Here is a 17,431-nt window from a genome sequence, read left to right as displayed (position 1 = left end):
TGAAACAGCCACAGTTACAAATCGCAATGAAAAGCAACCGCAACCGCCCGCAACAGGCTCGTTTAGTCAGCCGCCAAGGACAATTCCCCTTAAATATTGTCAAGCTGGGAGTACCTCGCCTGCATTTTGCCGACCTCTACCACAGGCTGCTAACTCTTTCTTGGCCGCGATTTTTCATGCTGATTTGTCTGTCGTATACAGTCGCGAATTCTTTATTTGCCTTAGCATACTTGGCGGGAGGAGATTGCATTGCTAACGCGCGGCCGGGCTCTTTCCAAGATGCCTTTTATTTCAGCGTGCAAACAATGGCGACGATCGGCTACGGTGCTATGTATCCGCGCACGGATTACGCTAATACTATAGTTGCGATCGAAGCGCTTTTTGGTTTGTGGGGAGTGGCGATGGTGACGGGACTGGCTTTTTCGAGATTTTCTCGACCAACAGCTAGAGTTATCTTCAGCCGGGTAGCTGCGATCGCTCCTTTCAACGGCGTTCCGACGCTGATGTACCGCACTGCAAATCAGCGTTTCAACCAAATTTTAGAAGCGCAGCAGCGAGCTACTTTGATCCGCAACGAGGTAACAGCGGAAGGAGAATTTATGCGGCGTTTTTACGATTTGCAATTAGTGCGAAGTCACTCTCCGGTTTTTGCCTTAACTTGGACGGTTATGCACGCAATTGAGGAGAGCAGTCCTTTGTACCAACTTACTGCCGAAGACTTGATGGAACAGCAAGCGGAAATTGTAATTACTTTAACAGGAATTGACGAAACAGTGTCGCAAACTATTCATGCGCGACATTCTTTTGTGGCCTCGGAAATTATGTGGAATATGCGGTTTGTAGATATTCTTTTGAAATCGGCGACGGGAGGGCGGGTGGTTGATTATACTCGGTTTCACGATGTGCAGCCTGTGGAATGAATGTTTGAATTCAGCCAGTGCTAGAATACCTGTATGGCAAAACGAGTTAATATTTATGAACTCAATAACTGCGAACATGACACTGAAAGAATTGCAACCACAACTCTTGGCTTTAACTCCCGAAGAGAAGGCTCAAGCTATAGAATTACTAGCCCAAAGTTTAAGAAAATTTTGGTCGGGGATTCAAAAGACTCCTGGCGTGTGCGGCGGCGATGCTTGCATCAGAGAAACGCGAATTCCTGTTTGGGTGCTGGTGAATGCTCGCCGTTTAGGTATTTCTGAAGCTGAACTCCTAGAAGACTATCCGACTCTGCGTGCCACAGATTTGGCGAATGCTTGGGCTTATACTGAGGCATATCCTGATGAGATTGAAACAGCAATTATAGAAAATGAGGAAGATTGAAAAGTGGCGCGTTTCTATGCAGATGAACAATTTCCGAAGCGGGTTGTGGAATTGTTGAGGGCTTTAGGTCACGATGTCCTTACCGTACAGGAAGCAGGAAATGCTAATCAAAAAATTCCTGATGAAGAAGTGTTAGCTTTTGCAGTCAGTATTGACCGCGCTATTTTAACGCTCAATCGCCGTCATTTTATCAGGCTGCATACATTACAACCAGACCATGCTGGTATCATTGTTTGTAAAGATGATTCAAATAGGGAACTGTTGGCTTTACGCATTAATGAAGCTGTTGCTAATCGAGAAACAGTGAGAAGTTTACTGATTCGAGTTAACCGTCCTTCGGAGTGAGTATAAGTGATAGAATACCTCGGGTATGGAATTCAAAAGACTCCCGCTGTCATGGGCGGTAAAGCCTGTATTCGTAAAACGCGGATTCCTGTTTGGCTGTTAATAAGTTATCGCCGTCAAGATGCCACCGATGCTCATATTTTAGAAGGTCATCCCGATCTTAGTGCAGCAGATTTAGTGAGTGCTTTTAGTTATGCGGAGGCATATCCTGATGAGATTGAAACAGCAATTCAAGAAAATGAGGAAGATTAAAAAGTTACAGGTTTCTCTTAAAATAAACAAAATACTCTTCGTACTATGCGAATAATTCATACTGCTGACTGGCATTTAGGGCGACGTTTTCGAGGAATCGATCGCACTTTTGAAATTGCGATCGCCCTCGAACAGATTTTGAAGCAAGCAAAAGCCTTGGATGTCGATGCTGTGCTCGTTGCCGGTGACATTTTCGACGTGCCCAACCCACCCGCTTACGCCGAACGCATTGCTTATAACTTTTTCTGCGAACTCCAAGCCGCAGGAATTCCCGCAATTGCGATCGCCGGCAATCACGATTCAGCATCCCGCATCGACAGCATCGCGCAATTGCTTTCTCTCGCCGGTGTTCGCGCTTTAGGCAAACCCAGGCGTTCCGCAGACGGCGGCACAATTACTCTTAATACAAAAAGCGGTAAACTTTGCGTGGGAGCGATGCCTTTTGCTTCCGAACAAAGACTGTTAGATGCTAATTCTCTCTGGCAGTCGGGCGATGCCGAGCGCCGAAAAGACTACCGCGAAATCGTAGCATATTTACTCGAAGATTTAAGCAGGGATTTTAGAGACAATACTGTCAATATTCTCATGGGACACATGAGCATTGACGGCGCTCGATTGGCAAAATCCGAAGTCGCTTATTACACGCGAGAAAAATACCTGCTTTCATCGCAAACTCTGCCGCCGGATGCTCAGTATGTTGCCCTCGGACACATCCACATTCACCAGCGGATTTCTGAGACTTCTCCCGCTTATTATTCTGGTTCTTTGATTCAGTTAGATTTTGGAGAAGCGGAACAGGAAAAAGGATTTTGCTTGATAGAAGTTGAGCCGGGAAGTCAGGCAAAGATGGAATTTAAGCCTGTAGCTTGCCACAAGCCGTTAAAAGTGCTTAAATGTCATAACGACAATCTCGATGAAACTTTACAAGCTCATCAGTATCATCCGGGTTTCTTGAAAGTAATTGTCGAACTGGACAGTCCGCAAATCGGACTTGCCGATCGAGTGCGCCAAATTTGTTCTCAAGCGCTGTTAATTGAACCGCGCTATCCAGATGCAGCGCTAGAAGCAACAGAAATAACTAATATCGATCCCAATAATTTCGATCCGGCAGCCGAGTTTTGCAACTATTATCAAAACCGATTGGGAACGACACCGAAACCGGCAGTATTGGAGGAATTTAAAAATTTGTACAAGAAGTTTAAGGAAACAGTTAACAATTAAATGGGTAAAAAGATACAATCCTAAATCCAAAATCTCAAATTTCAAATTGTTTTAAGACTGAAACCCACCCTCAATGTCGCTTGTAGTCGAGTCTAGATCCCCCTAAATCCCCCTGGTTGTTGGGGGACTTTGATAATACTCTTGTCCCCCCCTTTTTAAGGGGGGTTAGGGGGGATCGGGAAGACTGTAGACCTGAATATAACAATCTAAAACCCCAAATCCTAAAACTAAAATCAGTATGCGTCCACTCGAACTTATTCTCGAAGGATTTACCAGCTTCCACCGCGAACAGCGTTTAGATTTTTCTCAACTCGATTTGTTTGCAATTACTGGTGCTACAGGTGCAGGCAAATCTTCACTCCTAGATGCCATGACTTACGCTCTTTTTGGCACTACTACTCGCAGTGGCAAACAAGTCGGTGATTTGGCAAGTCAAGGCAGCGAAAATTTAAAAGTGCAGTTGCGTTTTGCTGTGGGTTCGGCACAGTATCGGGTGACGCGAAGGTGGCGTTTCCGTCCCAAATCTCCCGAAAATAAGGTGATTTTGGACAACTGGCAAAATGGTCAATGGGAAACTTTGGGGACGAGTATCGTTGCTGTTCAAAATACCATTGAACAGATTTTAGGAATGGATTTTGATACTTTTACGCGAGCAATTGTTCTGCCTCAAGGCAAGTTTGATGAGTTTATTAAAGGGGATACATCAAAACGCCGGGAAATTTTGCGGCAGCTAGCGGGATTTGAGATTTTTGAACAGATGCGGAAGGAAACCAATGAACTCGCAAAGTTGCTGAAACAGGAACGGGAAATGGTGGAAAGGCAGCTAGCGGATTTGAGTGCACCGACGGCTGAGGAGGTGGCTCAAAAACGATCGCAACTTGTGATTTTAGAGCAGCAGTTGCCCCAGTTCGATCGCGCTGTGATGAAAGCTCAGAAGGATCTAGATGAAGAGGAACAGCTATTTTCGCAAATCGCTCGCTGGCAAGAGTTACAACAACAACTGATCCAATTAAATGCTAATTCTGCTGAGGTTGCAATTTTAGCACAGCGTTTAGAAAGAGCGCAAGCTGCCAATCATTTACAGGGAGATTGGGCTTTAGTGCGATCGGCTCGCAGTCAGTATGAAACTGCCGAAAGTGCCTCGGTGGCAGCGCGAAAGCAGTTAATTAAAGCTCGCTCTGAGCTAGCAGTAGAGCAGCAGCAACTTGACGTGGCAAAAGCGAAAGAAGAGGTGCTAGCGCCACAAATTAAGGCTCGCGAAGATGCTCTAGCTGCTGCTAAAGTATATGAAGAACAGCGCGCTCAATTAGAAAAAGAAGTTGCGCTGGCCCAAAAAATTCAACAGGAAAAACTCCGCTTTTTTATGGTAGCAGATAAAGACTTGCAAGCTGCTAACACTAAAATTCAAGGTGCGGGTTTTCGAGTTACTCAAGCAGCGGCACAGCTCGAACAGTATGCGCCGGGAGGAAAGCGTTTAGAGCAATTGCAGCAAATTGCACCCTTATTGATGGAATTGCAGCTAATTACCAAGCAGCAAAAGACTCAGCAAGAACAGTTGGAGAAATCTATTGCAGAGAAGGAAAGCGCTCAACAAAATTATGTGCAGGTTGCAACTAATTTAGAAGCAGCCGAAATCCGACTAAAAGAGTGCGATCGCGAGTTAGAAGCGGCCCAAACTGCTAATGCGGAAGCGGCACGTTTAGAGAGTGTTGCTGCTGTCAGAATGTCGCTGAATTCTGGCGATACTTGCCCGGTGTGTGGGGGGGTGCATCCTGAGAGCGATCGGCTCCCTCCTTTGCCCGATTCTAATATTGTCGATGTCGCTGGTTTGCGGCGGAAATTGGCTGCTGCAAATCAGGTTTTTCAAGATGCTCAAAGGTTGGCTGCTGAGGGAAAAAGTGCAGTTTCATCCTGCCTGCAAAAAGAGTCGGAAATTGCTCAAATGTTGGAATTAACTGCGAATAAAGTTGCTCAATTGCAGCAGGAAATCACTCATGTGCTGGAAAATCCTCAGTGGGAAAGCTTGGGGTTGCAGCAGGAGTTGGCACTTCTTAAAGAGAGCGATCGCCAATACCGCCAAACTGAACAGCAATTCCAACTCGCATCATTGGAATATGATAATTTTCAACAAAAATTTAATTTTGCTGTGGCGACTCAAGCAGCTAAACAGCAGGAATATCAAGATGCGATCGCCGAATCAGACCGCCGCCAGCAGCAGTTGCAAAGTTGTGTCAATGCGCTTTATCAAATTACCGAATATCAACCTTATGCTAATTTAGCAAAAGTCTTAGAACAAGACAAGCAAGACTTGGCAAATCTGCTGAAAGTTGCCGAAAAATCCTATCAAACTGCTCAAAATAAGGTTATTCAAGCAGCAGAGAGAGAGCAACAAGCTGGAGAAGCTTTTGGACAAGCGCAGGCTCACAAACAGCAGTTAAACCTGGATTGGTCAGCAAAATTAACAGCGGCTGATTTCACAGAAGAGACATTTTTAGCAGCGGTGGCGACAGTTAAGGAACAATCAGAATGGGAAAATGCTATTCGCTCTCACCGCGAATCAAAAATTCAGTTAGAAACGCGGGCGAAAGATTTGAGCGAGGATCTCGCAGGCAGAACCACCGATGAGAATACTTTAGCACAAGTGCGATCGGCAAAACAAACAGCCCAAGAAAACCTCAAACAAGCCAACAACAACCGCGCCGAACTCTTAGCTTGGATTCAAGTAGCAGCCCAAAATCTCGAACAAGCCGAAAGACTGTCACAGCAAATCACAAATTTCACTGAACAAGAGCAAACTTATCACACCTTAACGCAGAATCTCAAATCCAACGAATTTCAGTCCTACATTTTAGAACATTTAGAAGCAGAATTAGTCGGCAGCGCCACCTTAATTTTGCAAGAATTAACCGAAAATCGCTACAAACTAAGAAACCAAGACGGCGAATACTGGGTAGCAGATAATTGGAACGGCGGCGAAGCTAGACGAGTGCGTACTCTTTCCGGTGGCGAAACCTTTGCCACTTCCTTATCAATGGCTTTAGCTTTGTCAGAAAAACTGTCTCAAGGAACTCACTTGGGGAGCTTATTTCTAGATGAAGGATTTGGTACTTTAGATACTGAAACTCTCGAAAGCGTTACTCAAATTTTAGAATCTTTGCGGCAGCGAGACAGGCTGATTGGAGTGATTACCCACGTTCGAGAATTGGGCGAAAGATTACCCGCACAAGTTAAAGTTTCTAAATCCCCCCAAGGTTCTACAATAGAAGTTGAGAGAGTTTAATTATAATATAATAAGACTTATGTAAAAAGTAGTTCGGCTCGCTATTTATAGCGCTCTCGGTGCGCCGTCCACATCCGACAAACTATATATGTAGGGTGTGTACTACGCACCTGTTAAGTAAGCTCTTTTTGGATCTAGTAAAACACTTTTTTAAATCATGTCAGCCAAAGATATCTTTCACAACACAGTACGTTCGGCTTTGGAGAAAGATGGATGGACAATTACTCACGATCCTCTGTTTCTAAAAGTAACTTCTCAAGTAAAAATGCAGATAGATTTGGGAGGAGAAAAATTACTTTCTGCCGAAAAGGGGCTGGAAAAAATAGCAGTAGAAGTAAAAAGTTTTGTGGGCTTGTCGGCGCTGTCAGAATTCCATATGGCTGTTGGTCAATTTCTTAATTATCGAGTAGCATTGGAAAAATTGGAATCAGAACGAGTGCTGTATTTGGCAGTGCCTACAGATATCTATCAAGATTTTTTTACAGACTCGTTTGTTCAAAATGTGTTAGAACGATATCAAATAAAGATGCTGGTTTTTCATGTGAAGGGACAGGAGATAACATTATGGAAAGATTAGATTATCGCCAGTTAGTTCAGAAAGTCATACATCAACACGCGAAAGAGCAGTCTGAGCAAGATTTAGAAACCACTGAAATTGTTTTCGATACGGAACACGATCGCTATTTATTGTTGTATGTGGGATGGCGGGATGAAGAACGAATTCATGGATGTCCGATTCATGTTGATATCAAAGATGGAAAGATTTGGATTCAGCGCGATTTTACGGAAGCAGGAATTGCCAATCAATTTCTAGAATTGGGAGTCCCTAAAACAGATATTGTGTTGGGATTTAGAGCGCCTTATGTACGGCAATTTACTGGATTTGCGATAGCGTAAATCCTTAAATAATCTCCCAAACAACCAAATCCCCACAACCGCGGCTTACCCAATGATTCGGAGGTCTAATCTGTAAGTTATGTCAATTTACTTAACGCCCCAAGAAACAAATATTATATGAAAAATCACCCGACTCGAATGCAATCGGTACAGTCGCCAATAATTCCCGTAGTTGGCGAACTGATCCGCCACAATCCGGGAACAATATCTTTAGGACAAGGCGTAGTTTACTACAATCCGCCACAAGAATCATTTGACCGAATTCCCGAATTCTTCGCAAATACCGACAATCATAAATACAAAGCCGTGGAAGGAATTCCACAATTACAAGATGCTATCGCAGCCAAACTTAAAACCGATAACGACATAGAAATTAACAGCAAAAACTGCATTGTTGTTACCGCCGGCAGCAATATGGGATTTACCAACGCCATTCTCGCTATCACTTCGGCGGGGGACGAAGTTATTATCCAATCACCTTATTACTTCAACCACGAAATGGCGGCAATTATGGCAAATTGCCGACCAGTGATAGTAGAAACTGACGCCACTTATCAACTTAATATCGATGCTCTAAAAAAAGCAATTACCGACAAAACGCGAGCCATAGTTACCATTTCCCCAAATAATCCCACTGGTGTTGTTTATCCTTCCGAAGCACTCCGGGAAGTTAACGAAATTTGTCGCCAGCACAACATCTATCACATCAGCGATGAAGCTTACGAATATTTTACTTATAACGGCGTCAAACACTGTTCGCCCGCCGCTTTTCCCGACAGCAGCGAACATACAATTTCTCTATTTAGCCTCTCCAAAGCCTACGGTTTTGCGAGTTGGCGGATCGGGTATATGGTAATCCCAGAACATTTGCTCGTTTCAGTGAGAAAAATTCAAGATACAATCTTAATTTGCCCGCCAGTAATTTCTCAGTATGCAGCCCTGGGAGCCTTGCAAGTTGGTAGAGGTTACTGCGATAATTATGTAAGGGCGATCGCATCTGTGCGGCAACTCGTATTAGACGAACTCAATACCATCCAAAACTTGTGTACAATTTCCCCAGCCTGCGGAGCATTCTACTTTTTCTTGAAAGTTGATACTGAAATCGATACAATGGAATTAGTAGAACAATTAATTCGTGAATATCACGTAGCAGTGCTTCCCGGTACAACCTTCGGCATGGATAGTGGCTGCTATTTGCGGGTTGCTTACGGTGCTTTGGAGAAAGCAACCGCAACCGCTGGTATTAGGAGATTGGTTAAAGGTTTGAAGACAATTTTAAACAAGTAAAATAGGAAAATTAAACATGGTTGCCACGAACTTAAAAGCAAATACAAATATCCAAGATACCTCCGCTGCAAAACTGGCAGACTTGCGCGACTTGATGGCAGATTATGAATTAGATTGCTATTACATCCCAGCGGTTGACGAACACTTAAATTTATCAGTTCCAGCAGCCAAGCAGCGACGAGCTTGGATGTGCGGTTTTACGGGTTCCGCCGGTGATTTGTTGGTTGGCAAAGATTCCGCTTGGTTGTTTGTGGATTCCCGCTATTACGAACAAGCCGAATTGCAAGTCGATACTGGAATTATTCAAATATCGAAACTCGGGTTAGAAGGAAATTTAACCTTAATTGAAACTTTAGAAAAACTGGCTGTAGAATCGGCAGAAAAATCAACTAAAATTCGCCTGGGTTTTGATCCGTTTACTGTAGCGACAGAGCAATATCAAAATTGGGTGAAAAAATTTGCAACTGCGGAGATTGAGCTCATACCAATCCGGGAGAATTTGACAGACAAAGTGCGATCGCAAACTCCTTGGCAAACAGCAGAGACTTTACCCGCGATTGATGCAGAGCCCATATTTAGCTTACCTGTATCCCTGACCGGAGAAACGGCCGCCGAAAAATTAGCCAGAGTCAGGGAAGCGATGCAAAAAGCCAACATCGATGTGCTTCCGATTACCAACCTCAATCAAATAGCGTGGCTGTTCAACCTCCGAGGCTCGGATATTCCCCACATTCCCATTTTCATATCCTATGCCATTGTCACCACAGATTCAGCATTTTTGTTTACAAATACCGAACGAATTTCACTAGAAATCAAGCAACAATTGCGGGCGGATGTAACTTTGCTTCCCTACGCAGACTATCCGCATACATTAGAAACTTGCGTAAATTGGCCACATAAAGTTCGGGTACTTTTAGACCCGAAACACAGCACAGCAGGCACGTACCAGTTAATCTTAAACCATCAAGAAGCGCAATTATACAACATCGAAATAGTTTTTGAGACGCATCCGGTAGAAGGGATGAAAGCTCGCAAAAATTTGGTTGAAATCGAGCAGATGAAATCAGCCAATTTCAAAGCAAGTCGAGCGAAAAGTTTGACTTTAAAATGGTTGACAGAACAACTAGAAAATGGTAATGTCTTGACCGAGTTTGATGTTAAAGAAAGCATTGAAAGATTTTACCAGGAAGAAACTGATTTTCAGACTTTAACTTTTAGAACGATCGCAGGTGCGGGAGCCAATAGCTCGATCGTACATTACGGAACCCCCAGCCCAGAAGTCACATTAAAACCCGGAGAATTGCTGCTGCTTGACTCAGGCGCGCAATATTTAGCAGGTACAACGGACGATACGAGAACAATAAGTATCGGAGAACCGACGGCGCTACAAATAGAACACTACACAACAGTCTTAATCGCGCACATCAACTGTGCAATGCAGCAATTCCCCAAAGGAACAACGGGAGCGCAATTAGATGCGATCGCCCGTGCGGTATTATGGCAAGAACAGCTAGACTACGGACATGGCACCGGGCACGGAGTAGGCGCGTTTTTAGCCGGTCACGAAGGGTCCAACGGCATCAGCAAATCTGTGCAGTATCCCCTAGAAGCCGGAATGGTAACTAGCATCGAACCGGGATATTACGAACCGGGATGGGGCGGAATTCGCATCGAAAATCTCTATGTTGTCAGGGAAATGCCCTCAAAAAACGGTACGGTTTGGTACGGATTTGAATCGCTGACGTATATTCCGTTTGAGCGCAAATTGATAAATGTCGATCGACTGTCAAAGACTCAACTAGCATGGTTGAATAATTATCACGCTTTGGTAGTCGAGAAACTCGAACCCGTACTTGATGCAGCAGCAATTGAATGGTTGAAAACAGCCTGCGCTGCGTTAGGTAAAATTGATGTTACTGTTAGCCAATAAGCCGATCGTACTCTGCGTGCGCGCCGATCCAAAACCACAAAATCCCCTGCTCAATCCCTATACCCAAAGCTCGGTAGTCTTGTCCGGCTCTGACTGACCAATACTTGCCGACTTTTTTGAAATGCAGCGATGGATGAGTTGGATCGGCTTTGAGTAATTCGTAACATCGATCGGCTGAAAGCTTGACGGTTTCAGGTAAAGCGTTGTAGCATTCCCAAAATCGGCGAGTCGTGTAGTGCATCAAATTTCCCGATAGCGCCCCGCCTCAAAATCTGCGATCGCCTCCTGGGCTAAATCTTCCAACTTACCGCCAGCAATATCTTGTTCTAACTGCTCGTCCCAACGCCGATAATCCAACTCAAAAAACCATTCCAAAAGTTGATGAAACTTATCTGGTGGTAAATCCAGGATAGCGGCTTCAATTTGCTCGATCGTCAACATAGAGCTTCTGACCTGTAGCTAGATTATATCTATCAAAATTATACTAATAAAGCTGGTGACAGGATTTGAACCTGCGACAGGCTGATTACAAATCAGCTACTCTACCAACTGAGTTACACCAGCAGTGAAACTTAATATAGCAAACTTATAGTCATTAGCGCAACCCCCCCGCCATTTTTTTTTCAAATTCGCTCAAAACCCCTCCCCGTAAGGGCAAAACCGAAATTGTCTGCCCACTGCCCACTGCCCACTGCCCATTAACTAATCGCACCGCCAAATCTTAATCGTCTGATCCGCACTGCCGCTGGCGAGCAAATTGCCCGAAGGTGCGATCGCCACCGAGTACACCGTACCCGAATGTCCCTTCAGACTGCTCAACAACTCCCCCGTCTGCAAATTCCAAATATTAATCGTATTATCATCGCAGCCACTAACCAAAGTCAAACCGTCCCCACTGATAGCAACCGAATCGCCCCGACTCACATAATTCTGCAAAATATGCAGCGCCTCATTCGTTCCTAAATTCGTTACACCCTTTCCCTTCGCATAATTAGTATTTAAAATCCGCAACAAACTGCCCGTGTGCAAATTCCGCAGCTTAATCGTATAATCATTGCTGACGCTAGCAAGAATCTGACCGTCTGGGGCGATCGCCACAGAATTCACCCCAACATTCAACCCCGAAAGAGTCCGCAGCAACTTGCCGCTTTCCACATCCCAAACCTTGCTCGTCGCATCCGAACTGCCACTCGCCAATATTTTACCGTCCGGGCTAAAAACCACCGCATTCACATTGTCAGAATGACCCCTCAAAGTCCGCAGCAACTCACCACTCCGCAAATTCCACAGCTTAATCGTATTATCAGCGCCGCCGCAGCTAGCAATTACCTGGCGCTTCGGGTTAATCGCCACCGAATTCACCTCCATAGAATGTCCCGGAAAAGTACACAGCAAATCGCCACTGTGTAAATTCCAAAACTTAATTGTTTCGTCCGAACTGCCGCTGACCAACATTTTTCCGTCATAGCTAATAGCAACTGAATTTACGCGATCGGAATGTCCCGTTAGAGTGCCAATTAATTCCGTGGTTTCTAAATTCCAAATCTTAATAGTTTTATCCCAACTACCGCTAGCCAAAATTTTGCCGTCAGGGCTAATCGCCAGAGAATTCACAAACGATGAATGTCCGGGCAGCGTAAATACACACCGCCATTTCTGATGTTTTAATTTGTGAGCTAATTCCTTCACCCGCTTAGATGCTGCCTCAGCTTCCTCTCTGCGTTTGAGTTCAGCCTCTTCCAAACGCTGGCGTTCCGCCCTAGCTTTCGCCTCTCGCAGCGCCAGCCGCCGCATCTCTCCCTTATAGACTATTCGCTGCTCCTCCTGAATTTCTTTAAGAGTTTCAATATACGGTTTTGCCCAATCTTTAGAAAACCATTCCTGAGCAAATTCCGCCTCTAATTTAAATAACTGAGGTTCGTGAGTAAAATCGATATTTAAATAATACAAATCAGCTAAAAAAGCCGCCAATAACTTGTGAATAGTCACAATTATTTGCCGAATAATCCGCAGACTCAGCTTTCTATCTTTTCCCTCTGCCTCCAACTGGTGATAAACCTCTTCCCAATTCCAAGGCTGCATCGCCACTAGAGAAACGCTCTGATTTATTACTCCCCAAAAACCAACATGAAAATTAACTTCATAATCGCTGATATCGCTGTACAGTATAGCTGTAGGTACCGGAGACAACACAGTCTGCAACCGCTCCACATCAATATCAGAAATCGCTTTTTTGAAATAGTCTCCGTAAAACTGAACCGGACACACATCTCCGTGCTGGGGGTAGTGCTGGTTCAAAAAAGCTCTTAACTTAGCCGGCAGCTCGATATTCAGATTGTGGCGAAACGAATCAGGGCAATCTTGGCTTATTTTGGCGGGAGCAACTAACAGCAGCAATCGGTGCTGCTGCTGCTGCAAAATCTGTTCAGTTTCCTGCCTGCTCAAATTAGAAAACCAGTTGTCCCTGTCCCAAATAGTTTGAATTTCGCTCAGCTTCACTCGAATTGCTTCTGATTGAAACTCTCGCATTAAGTCACGGCAAAGCCGGCTAATTGCCCGCTTATCTCTTACTTCTTGTGCCTTAATTCGATTAGCGCGTTCTTCCTTTACCCTTTCTTCTGCGCCGGCGAGGGCGATTAATTCTTGTTCTCTGGCCTGCTGCCGCTGCAAATATCTCATTTGTGCTTTAATCCAGCGAGGGTCTTTTTTGATTTGCTGGTTTAAAGTTGAAGAACCAGAGGGCTCAATTTCTGCATAGCGTTCGTTGACAGCGCTTGCTCCCAATCTTTCTCCCAATTCAGAGGCTACAGGCTTCAACAGTTCAATTAGGGTGTCTGAGACTGGGCGGGGTAAGGACATACCAGTTAAAACTTTTTCTTAGTTAAGGACGATCGCGCGAGTCAGACATATCCCCCTGGGGCGGGGACTCTTGGCAGGGCTATTAGATTGGGGCGATCGGCCGATGGTAGTCGTAAGGCGTATCGTGCAGGCGAATCGTGCAGCCGCGCCAGCTTAGCACCTTAACTTAATAATAATATTTATTTATACACTTTACATTTTACCCCGAATCTGACTCGAAAACACCGACGGAAAAGACTTCAGGATATGCGATCGACCCTGAGTTCCCCCAGTTTATTTTTTTTGTTGCCTTTTGACTCGCTCTTGTCTATAATCGTACTTCACAACCATAATTACGGTATTCCTACCTGATAACCGTACTTTTACTAGAGGAATAAATATAATGAGCCCGTGGCAACGCCTAACTCAACACCTTCAGTGGCCGCAACAGCCACCAGCCAGCACAAATCAATCATTTACGGCGCTCAAAAGATTTGTGTCGCTATTTTTAGTGGGAATAACTTTAAGTCTGGCCGTTGCATCCTGTGGCCAGGGAACCACCAACAACCCCGCTGCCACTCCAGGCGGTGCTACCCCAGCAGCCAACAAAGGCAACGTAGAATTAACCCTAGTATCCTTCGCCGTCACCAAAGCCGCCCATGAAGCGATAATTCCCAAATTTGTAGAACAGTGGCAAAAAGAAAAGGGTCAAACCGTCACCTTCAACCAAAGCTACGGCGGTTCCGGTTCCCAAACTCGGGCCGTAATTGACGGTTTAGAAGCAGACATCGTACACCTAGCCCTAGCCCTCGATACCGCAAAAATCGAAAAAGCTGGACTAATTCAACCTGGGTGGGAAAAAGAAGTTCCCAACGAAGGCATAGTCAGCAAATCGGTAGGGGCAATAGTTACCCGCGAAGGCAATCCCAAAAACATCAAAACCTGGGAAGATTTAAGCAAAGACGGAGTAAAAGTGATTACTGCCGATCCCAAAACATCAGGCGTTGCCCGCTGGAATTTCCTCGCACTTTGGGGCTCGGTTGTTAAAACCGGAGGAGACGAAACCAAAGCATTAGACTTTACTAGCAAAGTCTACAAAAACGTCCCGATTCTGACTAAAGATGCCCGCGAAGCCACTGATGTATTTTTCAAACAAGGGCAAGGCGACGCCTTAATTAACTACGAAAACGAGATTCTTCTGGCAGGTGAGAAAGGCGAAAAACCGACTTACAGTATTCCCGAAGTCAATGTTTCGATCGACAATCCGATTGCCATTGTCGATAAAAACGTTGATAAACACGGTACTCGCGAAGTCGCCGAAGCATTTGTCAAGTTTCTCTACACCCCAGAAGCTCAGCGAGAATTTGCCAAAGTAGGCTTCCGCCCAGTAGATGCGACAGTAGCCGCAGAACCAGAATTTGTCAAAAAATATGCCCCCATCAAAACCCTATTTACAGCTCAAGACTTAGGAGGTTGGGGAGATATTCAGCAGAAATTCTTCGATGACGGAGCTGTTTTTGACAAAATCCAAGGTTCAATTAGACAGTAAAAAAACAGAATGCCCAGATCCCCGACTTCCCCGAAGTTGTCTGGGATCAGATAGATTCACTATTCTTCCAAATCCAAAGTATTCACTTATGGCTGTATCATCTCCAACCAGCAACCCTCAATCTCCGATCGAAAATATCAAAAGGGCGATCGGCAAAATAACATTACCTTGGGGAATCACCCTAGGCTACCTCAGCTTAATGCTATTCCTCCCAGTTACAGCAATGCTGCTGAAAGCCAGCACAGCAAACCCCGCCGAATTTTGGGCAATTGCCACCACTCCCATCGCCCTTTCCGCCTACGATGTCACCTTCTTTACGGCATTAATTGCGGCATTAATTAACGGAGTATTCGGCACATTAATTGCCTGGGTTTTAGTCCGCTACGACTTTCCCTTAAAACGGATTGTCGATGCAATCGTCGATTTGCCTTTTGCACTGCCCACCTCCGTTGCCGGTTTAACTCTCGCCACAGTTTACAGCGATAACGGGTGGATTGGTTCGCTTTTTGCACCTTTGGGAATCAAGATATCCTTTACTCGCTTGGGCGTAGGTATAGCGATGATATTTATTTCCTTGCCATTTATAGTTAGAACCGTACAGCCAGTTTTAAACGAGATGGAAAAAGAAATCGAAGAAGCAGCTTGGTGCTTAGGTGCTTCTCAATTTGAAACCTTCTGGCGAGTAGTTTTGCCACCGCTATTTCCGTCTATTTTAACCGGAGTAGCACTCGGCTTTTCGCGAGCGGTGGGCGAGTACGGATCTACGGTAATTGTAGCTTCTAACATACCGTTCAAAGATTTAATCGCCCCGGTTTTAATTTTCCAACGGTTGGAACAGTACGACTATGCCGGAGCAACAGTTATCGGCACTGTCATGTTAGCTATTTCCCTGGCAATGCTGTTCGCCATTAATCTCTTACAAGCATGGAGAAGACGCTATGACGGCTAATATCAATTCACCCGCTGGTTACAAATTTCCGCCCGCAGGTTCTAGTCGGAGTCAGGAAAAAGCTTGGGTAAAACCCACTTTAATCGGAATTGCGATCGGCTATCTCGCTCTTGTCTTATTTATCCCTACTCTCAACGTTTTTTATCAAGCTTTCAGAAAGGGATTTGATCCATTTTTGTCTAACTTAACCTCGCCCGATTTTCTGCATGCAGCGCAACTCACCCTGGTGATTTCTCTGATAGTTGTGCCTATAAATACAGTCTTCGGTTTGTGTGCCGCCTGGGTAATTGGCCGCAACAAATTTCCGGGTCGCACGCTATTAATTAGCCTTTTAGACGTGCCTTTTGCCATCTCTCCCGTAGTTGCAGGTTTAATGATTGTACTGCTCTACGGTCGGCTGGGATGGTTCGGGCCGTGGCTAGATGCGGCCAATATCAAGGTTATTTTTGCCTTCCCTGGGATGGTGCTAGCTACTGCTTTTGTTACCTTGCCTTTTGTGGCGCGCGAAGTGATTCCTGTTTTGGAAGAAGTGGGGACAGATCAAGAAGAGGCGGCGAAAACTTTGGGAGCAAATGACTGGCAAATTTTCTGGAATGTCACGCTTCCCAGTATTCGCTGGGGATTGCTTTACGGAGTAATTTTGACCAATGCTAGAGCAATGGGAGAATTTGGAGCCGTCTCTGTGGTGTCGGGAAATATTGCTAAGAAAACGCAAACTTTGCCTTTGTTTGTAGAGGATGCTTACAAGCAGTATGCGACGCAAGCCGCATTTTCGGCGGCGGTAGTTCTCGGTCTTTTAGCAGTTGTTACCCTCGTGCTTAAGGAGATTTTAGAACGAAAAACTAAGATCAAAGAAGTTGAAGAATAATCACCATTCATGAGGCTTTAGGGTGCGAACTTGTTAGTCATTAGTATGGGCTGCGCTATCCACAATCTGGTTGGAAGCTCTAAAATTTCGCAGATCCGCACCCTACAAGATATGGCTGCAAAATGTAAACTGAAACAAACATTAGGAGGCTCAAATGTTAGCTCACAACACTAGCGAATCTCAATTTGAGGCGATCGACAATTTTCACAAAACCCAAGAATCAGATATTCCCAAATCTGATAGTGGTGACAGCAGACCCACTCAAACCCGCATTCGCATTCGTGTTCCTAAAGAATACCATCAGGAACCTGTAATCTCTAACCTGATTTCTGAATACGGTTTGACGGTAAATTTTAATGCTGCTTTATTGGGTGTCAAAACTTTAGATGACGGTTGGTTTGATTTGGAACTTAACGGTACAAGTAAACAGATTGAAACTGCTCTGATTTATCTCAATGATTTAGATGTGGAAATCTGGAGCAATTCCAATAATCCTGACGAAGAAACTTGGTAATTAGTGATTCTTGGACGCACTAAACTGGAAGAGGATTTAATATTCGGGAGTCCCACGCCTAATTTTCTTTCTTCGAGCAGGTTTATTGAGTCTAATTTTCTGTAGGAATGTTAGTCATGAGTTAGCCTATCTATTCCTGTAAAATAAGCGTTATCAAGGTTATAGTGAGGAATGCAAG

At 44.7% G+C, this 17,431-nt stretch carries 17 protein-coding genes and 1 tRNA gene; 14 read left to right on the top strand and 4 right to left on the bottom strand.

Annotated features, from left to right (window positions below; all coding sequences use genetic code 11):
* Window positions 1-26: 26 nt before the first annotated feature.
* From QUB77_RS04050 to QUB77_RS04005, 10 genes are all read left to right on the top strand, one after another.
* The gene (locus QUB77_RS04050) at window positions 27-920 is read left to right on the top strand and encodes an ion channel (RefSeq protein ID WP_333170153.1); all 894 of its coding nucleotides are present in this window, start codon (window positions 27-29) and stop codon (window positions 918-920) included.
* 76 nt (window positions 921-996) lie between these two features.
* Window positions 997-1,323, top strand: coding sequence for a DUF433 domain-containing protein (locus tag QUB77_RS04045; RefSeq protein ID WP_333170260.1), 327 nt, complete (start codon window positions 997-999; stop codon window positions 1,321-1,323).
* Window positions 1,324-1,326: 3 nt separating this feature from the next.
* Window positions 1,327-1,668 (top strand): DUF5615 family PIN-like protein, encoded by a 342-nt coding sequence (locus tag QUB77_RS04040; protein WP_333170154.1) that lies wholly within the window; start codon window positions 1,327-1,329, stop codon window positions 1,666-1,668.
* A 6-nt stretch (window positions 1,669-1,674) separates the two neighbouring features.
* On the top strand, window positions 1,675-1,920 hold the full coding sequence (locus QUB77_RS04035; RefSeq protein WP_445251713.1) for a DUF433 domain-containing protein: 246 nt from the start codon (window positions 1,675-1,677) through the stop codon (window positions 1,918-1,920).
* Between the two features lie 45 nt (window positions 1,921-1,965).
* A complete protein-coding gene (locus QUB77_RS04030; protein WP_333170155.1) occupies window positions 1,966-3,141 on the top strand; it encodes an exonuclease SbcCD subunit D in 1,176 nt (391 codons plus the stop codon).
* A gap of 238 nt (window positions 3,142-3,379) precedes the next feature.
* A complete protein-coding gene (locus tag QUB77_RS04025) occupies window positions 3,380-6,421 on the top strand; it encodes an SMC family ATPase (protein ID WP_333170156.1) in 3,042 nt (1,013 codons plus the stop codon).
* A 157-nt stretch (window positions 6,422-6,578) separates the two neighbouring features.
* A complete protein-coding gene (locus QUB77_RS04020) occupies window positions 6,579-6,998 on the top strand; it encodes a XisH family protein (RefSeq protein ID WP_333170157.1) in 420 nt (139 codons plus the stop codon).
* Window positions 6,986-7,318 carry a XisI protein gene (locus tag QUB77_RS04015; protein WP_333170158.1) on the top strand — a complete coding sequence of 111 codons (333 nt, stop codon included), beginning with the start codon at window positions 6,986-6,988 and terminating at the stop codon, window positions 7,316-7,318. Before QUB77_RS04020 ends, QUB77_RS04015 begins: the two co-directional genes overlap by 13 nt.
* A 117-nt stretch (window positions 7,319-7,435) precedes the next feature.
* The gene (locus tag QUB77_RS04010; protein ID WP_333170159.1) at window positions 7,436-8,605 is read left to right on the top strand and encodes a pyridoxal phosphate-dependent aminotransferase; all 1,170 of its coding nucleotides are present in this window, start codon (window positions 7,436-7,438) and stop codon (window positions 8,603-8,605) included.
* A 16-nt stretch (window positions 8,606-8,621) separates the two neighbouring features.
* Complete coding sequence (locus QUB77_RS04005; RefSeq protein ID WP_333170160.1) at window positions 8,622-10,535, top strand: aminopeptidase P family protein; 1,914 nt, start codon at window positions 8,622-8,624, stop codon at window positions 10,533-10,535.
* Here the strand turns inward: QUB77_RS04005 and QUB77_RS04000 are convergent.
* The 4 genes from QUB77_RS04000 to QUB77_RS03985 form a co-directional block, all read right to left on the bottom strand.
* Window positions 10,525-10,776: a hypothetical protein gene (locus QUB77_RS04000; RefSeq protein ID WP_333103119.1), complete on the bottom strand. Its 252-nt coding sequence runs from the start codon at window positions 10,774-10,776 to the stop codon at window positions 10,525-10,527. The genes QUB77_RS04005 and QUB77_RS04000 overlap by 11 nt on opposite strands.
* The gene (locus tag QUB77_RS03995) at window positions 10,776-10,976 is read right to left on the bottom strand and encodes a hypothetical protein (protein WP_333103120.1); all 201 of its coding nucleotides are present in this window, start codon (window positions 10,974-10,976) and stop codon (window positions 10,776-10,778) included. Before QUB77_RS03995 ends, QUB77_RS04000 begins: the two co-directional genes overlap by 1 nt.
* 50 nt (window positions 10,977-11,026) lie before the next feature.
* Window positions 11,027-11,099, bottom strand: a tRNA-Thr gene (locus QUB77_RS03990).
* A gap of 138 nt (window positions 11,100-11,237) precedes the next feature.
* Window positions 11,238-13,394, bottom strand: coding sequence for a WD40 domain-containing protein (locus QUB77_RS03985; protein WP_333170161.1), 2,157 nt, complete (start codon window positions 13,392-13,394; stop codon window positions 11,238-11,240).
* A gap of 382 nt (window positions 13,395-13,776) precedes the next feature.
* On the opposite strand from QUB77_RS03985, the gene QUB77_RS03980 reads away from it, so the two are divergent.
* The 4 genes from QUB77_RS03980 to QUB77_RS03965 all read left to right on the top strand — a co-directional run bounded on the left by QUB77_RS03980 (window position 13,777) and on the right by QUB77_RS03965 (window position 17,253).
* Window positions 13,777-14,922 carry a sulfate ABC transporter substrate-binding protein gene (locus tag QUB77_RS03980; RefSeq protein WP_333170162.1) on the top strand — a complete coding sequence of 382 codons (1,146 nt, stop codon included), beginning with the start codon at window positions 13,777-13,779 and terminating at the stop codon, window positions 14,920-14,922.
* A gap of 88 nt (window positions 14,923-15,010) precedes the next feature.
* Window positions 15,011-15,871: a sulfate ABC transporter permease subunit CysT gene (gene cysT, locus QUB77_RS03975; RefSeq protein WP_333170163.1), complete on the top strand. Its 861-nt coding sequence runs from the start codon at window positions 15,011-15,013 to the stop codon at window positions 15,869-15,871.
* On the top strand, window positions 15,861-16,739 hold the full coding sequence (cysW, locus tag QUB77_RS03970; protein ID WP_333170164.1) for a sulfate ABC transporter permease subunit CysW: 879 nt from the start codon (window positions 15,861-15,863) through the stop codon (window positions 16,737-16,739). The genes cysT and cysW overlap by 11 nt, the downstream gene beginning before the upstream one ends.
* Window positions 16,740-16,893: 154 nt before the next feature.
* The gene (locus QUB77_RS03965) at window positions 16,894-17,253 is read left to right on the top strand and encodes an NIL domain-containing protein (RefSeq protein ID WP_333170165.1); all 360 of its coding nucleotides are present in this window, start codon (window positions 16,894-16,896) and stop codon (window positions 17,251-17,253) included.
* The last annotated feature ends 178 nt before the right edge of the window (window positions 17,254-17,431 follow it).

It is taken from the genome of Microcoleus sp. AT9b-C3 (assembly GCF_036705485.1).
Classification (GTDB): domain Bacteria; phylum Cyanobacteriota; class Cyanobacteriia; order Cyanobacteriales; family Microcoleaceae; genus Microcoleus.
The sequence above is the reverse complement of the archived record's forward strand: the minus strand, read 5'-3'. Positions and strand labels throughout refer to the sequence as shown.

What these genes read in the sequence shown, in the direction of transcription:
- QUB77_RS04050 (WP_333170153.1), top strand. Translation starts at nt 27, where the DNA reads ATGAAAAGCAACCGCAACCGCCCGCAACAGGCTCGTTTAGTCAGCCGC.
- QUB77_RS04045 (WP_333170260.1), top strand. Translation starts at nt 997, where the DNA reads ATGACACTGAAAGAATTGCAACCACAACTCTTGGCTTTAACTCCCGAA.
- QUB77_RS04030 (WP_333170155.1), top strand. Translation starts at nt 1,966, where the DNA reads ATGCGAATAATTCATACTGCTGACTGGCATTTAGGGCGACGTTTTCGA.
- QUB77_RS04025 (WP_333170156.1), top strand. Translation starts at nt 3,380, where the DNA reads ATGCGTCCACTCGAACTTATTCTCGAAGGATTTACCAGCTTCCACCGC.
- QUB77_RS04020 (WP_333170157.1), top strand. Translation starts at nt 6,579, where the DNA reads ATGTCAGCCAAAGATATCTTTCACAACACAGTACGTTCGGCTTTGGAG.
- QUB77_RS04015 (WP_333170158.1), top strand. Translation starts at nt 6,986, where the DNA reads ATGGAAAGATTAGATTATCGCCAGTTAGTTCAGAAAGTCATACATCAA.
- QUB77_RS04010 (WP_333170159.1), top strand. Translation starts at nt 7,436, where the DNA reads ATGAAAAATCACCCGACTCGAATGCAATCGGTACAGTCGCCAATAATT.
- QUB77_RS04005 (WP_333170160.1), top strand. Translation starts at nt 8,622, where the DNA reads ATGGTTGCCACGAACTTAAAAGCAAATACAAATATCCAAGATACCTCC.
- QUB77_RS04000 (WP_333103119.1), bottom strand. Translation starts at nt 10,776, where the DNA reads ATGCACTACACGACTCGCCGATTTTGGGAATGCTACAACGCTTTACCT.
- QUB77_RS03995 (WP_333103120.1), bottom strand. Translation starts at nt 10,976, where the DNA reads ATGTTGACGATCGAGCAAATTGAAGCCGCTATCCTGGATTTACCACCA.
- QUB77_RS03985 (WP_333170161.1), bottom strand. Translation starts at nt 13,394, where the DNA reads ATGTCCTTACCCCGCCCAGTCTCAGACACCCTAATTGAACTGTTGAAG.
- QUB77_RS03980 (WP_333170162.1), top strand. Translation starts at nt 13,777, where the DNA reads ATGAGCCCGTGGCAACGCCTAACTCAACACCTTCAGTGGCCGCAACAG.
- cysT (WP_333170163.1), top strand. Translation starts at nt 15,011, where the DNA reads ATGGCTGTATCATCTCCAACCAGCAACCCTCAATCTCCGATCGAAAAT.
- cysW (WP_333170164.1), top strand. Translation starts at nt 15,861, where the DNA reads ATGACGGCTAATATCAATTCACCCGCTGGTTACAAATTTCCGCCCGCA.
- QUB77_RS03965 (WP_333170165.1), top strand. Translation starts at nt 16,894, where the DNA reads ATGTTAGCTCACAACACTAGCGAATCTCAATTTGAGGCGATCGACAAT.